The 5,855-nt window shown below is 36.4% G+C and carries 4 protein-coding genes; all 4 read left to right on the forward strand.

Translation table 11 applies throughout. The features are described from left to right. A partial coding sequence (locus tag B9N71_RS09855) for a DUF2345 domain-containing protein (protein WP_143422108.1) occupies positions 1-718 on the forward strand: 718 nt, incomplete at its 5' end. Continuing rightward, positions 718-1,599: a hypothetical protein gene (locus tag B9N71_RS09860; protein ID WP_085165809.1), complete on the forward strand. Its 882-nt coding sequence runs from the start codon at positions 718-720 to the stop codon at positions 1,597-1,599. The genes B9N71_RS09855 and B9N71_RS09860, both read left to right, overlap by 1 nt. 17 nt (positions 1,600-1,616) lie before the next feature. Then, on the forward strand, positions 1,617-5,267 hold the full coding sequence (locus tag B9N71_RS09865) for a toxin VasX (protein WP_085165810.1): 3,651 nt from the start codon (positions 1,617-1,619) through the stop codon (positions 5,265-5,267). Positions 5,268-5,283: 16 nt separating this feature from the next. Next, the coding region (locus B9N71_RS09870; protein WP_208610480.1) for a DUF6708 domain-containing protein at positions 5,284-5,855 on the forward strand (572 nt) is incomplete at its 3' end.

Consider the following 5,855-nt stretch of genomic DNA (forward strand, 5'->3'; position numbering starts at 1 on the left):
ACTACGCACCGACGAATGGGGCGCGATAAGAGCGGGTAAAGGGCTGTATATTACCAGTGAAGAACAAACGCAAGCAAGTCATATACAGCTACAAATGGACAATGCTATTAAAGAACTAGCGCAAGCGACTGAAATGGTTAAACGGCTCAATGAACTTGCCGAGGCCGCCAAAGCTGAACTGGCTGATTTACAAACCCAAAAACAGCTATTTGAACAAAGCTTAAAAGAACTAAAACAACCGGGAATACTCACTTACGCACCAGCTGGCATGGCGGATGTCACCCCAAGTTCAATTCAACACACCGCAGGTGAAAACATTATCCAGACAGCACAAAACACGGTTGATGTTAGTGCGTTTAAACGCTTTATGGTCACTGCGGGTAACATGATAAGCCTATTTGCCAACAAAATGGGCATAAAGCTATTTGCTTCGCAAGGTAATGTCGAAATACAGGCTCAAAATGATGAAATGCAATTAAGTTCAAAACAAAATATGACAATTACCAGCACCGACAGCGAAGTAATTATATCAGCCAAGAAAAAACTTGTATTGGCATGTGATGATGTTGCTATTGTAATTGAAAATGGCGGTATAAAAATGCTAGCACCAGGTGATGTTCAGATTGAATCTGCTAGCTTTCGTATATTAGGGCCATCAAATTATCAAGTGGAAAAAACCAATTTGCCAAAAGGCGATACTTGTTCGGAGTCAGCATAATGGAAAAGCAAATACTCACTCTTTTAGAGAATGAAAAAGCACGCAAGCAGTATCGTTATCTATTAATTGATAACCTAGTTTCGCTCAGTTATTTTCATCTATTATCGATGGACAGTTTGCAAGAAAATCTAGGTAAAGAAGCTATCCAAGTTGTGCTAAGACCTGATTTAGCCCACGATCCACGTCATTGCCCAAAGTTAGTTGTGATCGCAAAACCTGATGAACCAATCAATAAAAGATTAGTTCATTTTATTAGTAATCAACTAAAGGAAGAAGGTTCGCTACCAAAACGATATTTGTGTGGCTGTATAGTTAGCGAAAACGCCCCCCAGTTTTTAAGTGAGCAACTGATTAACATCGGTTTAAAGTTAGGTCAATTAATTGGAGTTCGTTTTGTTCCTTTTTATGAACCGTTTAGAATGTTTTTATTGCAAGAAGGCAATAAAATTTGTCCTGATTGGTTACCAACTTTATTAAATTGCTGTAGTACTTACTGTTTTACATCCTTCACCAATCATTTGCAGGTTATTCAATCATTATCTTATACCCCTGAACCCTTTGATCTATTTGTAACAGAAGAAACTAAAACTTTTTTAAAACAATCTGTTCAGTTATATCACTTAACTGTAGCTTGGCAAAATATCTGTGAAAATCAAAATAAAAATATTGAAGATTCAGACATATTATTATTAGCAGATTTTTATAACAAAGCAAAAATAGAAGGGTTAGAAGATAGCAACGATCTATTTACATTATCATTGGTGCTTATGCGCTATAAAAACCGATTAGATCCCAAATCGTTAAAAGCCGCGATAGCTAAAGCAATAGATGAACCAGGTACTTTAGCACAGCATTTAAGTCAAATAGAGCTAGAACAATAATAACAAAGGAATATATCATGGAAAAAATTGACCCTAATATTTTTACTGAAGCAAAAAACACTTCAGCAATGGCCGATGGTGGATGTGGTACTTGTCAACGAAACGGCATGCCATTTTTTTTAGTTCGCCAATCGGTTATTAATCCCAATGCTTACCACGGTATAGACTGGTCAGAAAACGTACCCAAATTAGCTGATAGGCGCCCTAACGTGGCACTAACGAAGCATAAATACGCTTTAAGAATGTTACGCAAAGGATATGTTTATGTATTAATGGAACAAAATGGCATTCGAAAATTATTAGGCTACGAAGTGACCTCGAAAGGAGCATTACGGCATCGATCCATTTACCATATGAAAAAATACGAAATTGAAGATTTAGCTGAAAAATGCACTGAAAAGAACCACAATATCCCCGCTATTTTTGCCAATATTGATGTATTAAATGCCACGGTATGGATAGCTTATAGCCGTCGAGCTTGGTCAAAAGATATTGAAGATTATTACCGTTCTCCAGATGCTGATTTAAGACGATTCACCCAAGTAACGATAAACGACAAAACGCGAAACAATCCTACCGATTTAACCGACGGACGTAGCTTTGCTTTCAACGATTTACTTGACAAGAATAAAGCACCTTATTTACCTGAGTTTTTCTTTGACAAAAAAGATTTTAACGTACGTTTTCCAAGTGCACATGAATTTTATGATTATTCAGATAAAGATAATTTAAACGCAATTGCAAATATAGCCGCAAAATTTGAAAAGCAGTATCAATGTACAATAGGTTGCATTGTGCTAGAAGACACCTTCGGCATAGCCGAAGAGCTGAATGCTCAACGATTTCGGAACTTTGATCCTATTAATAATGCCTTTTTAGAGCACGAACGAGAAATAGAGAAAAAATTAACTGATGCCTATAACGAAAAAATAGCAGATTATACGCCATCAGATAACTGGTTAAATGCGTCTGATGAGTTACCACAGCTGTTTCCATATGCAAAAGATTATTTTCAAAGCCTTATAAATCCTAATATTGATGACAATCAAAGTGACACCGCACAGTCACAAGCAATAACAGTCCCCCTAAGACCCAATACAGATACCTCCAAATATTATCATAAATATTTTTCTACTGAGCGTGGCTATAAACGCAGGATTGTGTCTTGTATTGACGCTTATAAAAAAGGATTAAAGAACTATTGTAATGAAGTTATAGACAAAGATTATGAAGGCGCTGACACTCAGCCAAAATATTACGATGCCTATGAACCAGGCTCTAATTATAAAGGTGCGAAGAATTCTTATTATAATACTATCAAAACGTTACAAGAAAATGGATATAAAGAAGTTGCCTTATCAGAAGCAGAAAAAAAAGAACTACTCACAAAGCATAAATCCGCCATACCAGCTGTTGATGTAAGACGATTTCATTGGACATTGGATAATGCAGCTGAAAGCAAATTTAAAAAGGAATGGGCAAAACTCGATGCACGGCTGGATAAGGGTAAACTAGGCGCATTTCGCCAAGAAGAAAAACAACTATTTGACGAAATAGTTAAAGACATCCGCAAAATATCAATCGATTATTTAGTTTATGTTACTTGGCTTTTTGGCTCAAAAGATAAACCGTCTAAATATGCCCCAGCTGGACTGACCAACTATAACCAAGTTGAGTTTTGGAAACGGGAACAAGAAAACGACTACTCTAAAGACCACTTAGGCTATTTTGAAGATATTACTACCATATTACAAGGTAATATAACAATGGCGAAGCTACCTGAACAGTTTGGCTTATGGGACAGCCTATTACGAGACGAAAATTCCATCTATTTTCATCTGTTAAAAGGTCAGGACAATAACCTGTATGAATGGCTACTAAAACAACGTACCGATGAAATGGAGCAAAATCAAGATGCAGCAAACCACAAAACGAACGTAACAATTCTCAATGAATTAGTGGGCAAAATTAACGATATTTTGAATTTGCCAATTGATGCGAAAAATACGACCTTATTTGTGGATAAAATGGAAGTATTAATGAATTGGATGGCTGCTGGTGCTGCTAATCCACCAAAGAACGCTAAGTTAATTAATGACGTCTTAATGAAAGATCATGGCACAGAACTGCTTAAAATGTTTTCGGGTATTGAAAATAGGCGTATAAGTTTACCGGTCAAAATTAAAAACCTACCCAAAGTTTATGAAATTTTGATGGATCATTCAGATGTATCAACGGTGAGCATTGATAAAAATTCCAAGCTGTATAAGCTATCAAGAGTATCGGATGCCGATAAGCGTTGGCAATTTGAAAGCCAACTGACTAAAAAACAGCTCGAAAAAACGGTTCAAATGGAGTTTATGGTAGTAGCTGATGATATAGCCTCAATGAATAACATGATTGATGAGTTGAAAAAAGGCGGCAATTTAAAAGAAACCACCCTTGCCAAAGCCAAAAAGGTGTTAGACGCTGAAATTAAACACGCTCACCAATTTAGTGGCGAGCTAACCTTAGCTGACCTTGAAATAGCAATGGTACAAGCCAAACGGCGAATTAAGTTCGATGCCTCAAAAGGGATTTTGATGAATGGGATAATGATATTTTTACAAGGTCACCTATTCAGTCAAAATAGGCAAGCACTCGAGGCTGCAGGGCGTGACATGCGGCAAGATGTGAAAGAGGAAATTCTTAATGACATGGCAAAAACTGGTGTAATTATGTCGTTAATGTCGGCTGAAGTAATGGCCCACACGATTAAGCTAGTTGGTAGTGTATTACCCAAAACCAATATCTTTACCACCATGATACCGGGTTGTGAGAAATTTATAAAAGTCACCGGGGGAACGCTAGCGCTAATTACAATATTGAATGGGGTCATGGATATTTATAAAGGGTATTGTTATGCGAAAAATGGTGATAGTGATGATGGCGAATTAATTATTTGGGGAGGAATACTTTCTTCTCTATCTGGAGGCATAACTTTGTATGGTGCAATATTTTCTCTTACCCTTTCGGTTGCGATTTTAGCCATAGCAATAGCCATTATTGGTGTAATTTTGGTGTATATAGGCTCAGAAGCCGATCGTTGGTCACCGCTGCAAATTTGGTTTAATCGTTGCTATTTTGGGAAACATGAACATCAAGAAAAAGGGGGGCCTTATCCTCTCACCGCTGTTGGCACCAGTGCGGCGTTAAATGACTATTTTGCCTATCTTTCAGGTGTTTATTTGGCTTTAAATTATCAACCTTATGATATGGAGTTCTTTTTGGACGATATTCGTAATGATTCAGATGAAAACGCTGCATTAATTTATGCCGGTGGGCTACATGTGCATATTAAACTGCCCAATTTCGATGCGCACAGCCGTTATACCTGTATGGTCTATCTAACAGATTCTGAAGAGCAATCGGCTAAGGTCCAAATTGTAAAAGGTAAAGACGATAAAAATCTGAATGTTACGGTATCACCCAATCAATGTAATTATGACTTAGTGCGCTGGGTTGCTTCTAAAGATTATCCTATCGAATCAAATATAAATGATACCGTGGTAATAGACCAAAAAGTTGCCGAATTAAGGGTAAAAGCGAAAAAAGTGATTGGCATATTACATTACTGGCAAGGTAAAGACGCCAAATCGCCACTACGCATTGAACATATTATCAATTAAAAAGGAGAACGTAATAATGCCATCCAAATATCAACCACAAATTTCCGCATGGCGCGAAGATTTGCATAAAGGAATATATACAACACAATTACATTTAAGTAATAATAAAAAACTACGTTATGCTAATGATGATTATTGTGAATTTTCAAGAAGTTTTACAGGAATGAGATTTTTTTTTCGTTTGGTGACTATTTTTTTTTCATTAATAGTTATTTTATTTTTAATATTTGCACTCTATTTAACTTTACCAAGTGTTTTGAGGGGAACTAAACATGAAATGTTGTTGTTAATGTGCTGTTTTATAGGTTTTTTTTTGATTTATTTTTTCTTTCAGATGTTTTTGAGTGTTATTTTTGCTCCTGAAGATTGCCCAATACGATTAAATCGTAAAACGGGTAAGGTTTATATTTATGATCATTTTATTTTATATTTTGGTTTATGGGAAATTTTTACTCGTTCCCCTTTTAGAGCCAAAGAGATCAGTGTTAAAGAGTTTAATTGGGCAGATATTCAAGGATGTATGACCTCAGTATCAGTTCCTCTTGCTAGTGGCGGAATGGTTAGAAGCTATCGTCTAGAATGTGTGGT

The sequence above is a fragment of the Gilliamella bombi genome (assembly GCF_900103255.1).
GTDB lineage: Bacteria > Pseudomonadota > Gammaproteobacteria > Enterobacterales > Orbaceae > Gilliamella > Gilliamella bombi.

Bases quoted from the DNA above. Each gene is read 5' to 3' on its own strand.
- B9N71_RS09860 (WP_085165809.1), top strand. From the start codon at position 718: ATGGAAAAGCAAATACTCACTCTTTTAGAGAATGAAAAAGCACGCAAG.
- B9N71_RS09865 (WP_085165810.1), top strand. From the start codon at position 1,617: ATGGAAAAAATTGACCCTAATATTTTTACTGAAGCAAAAAACACTTCA.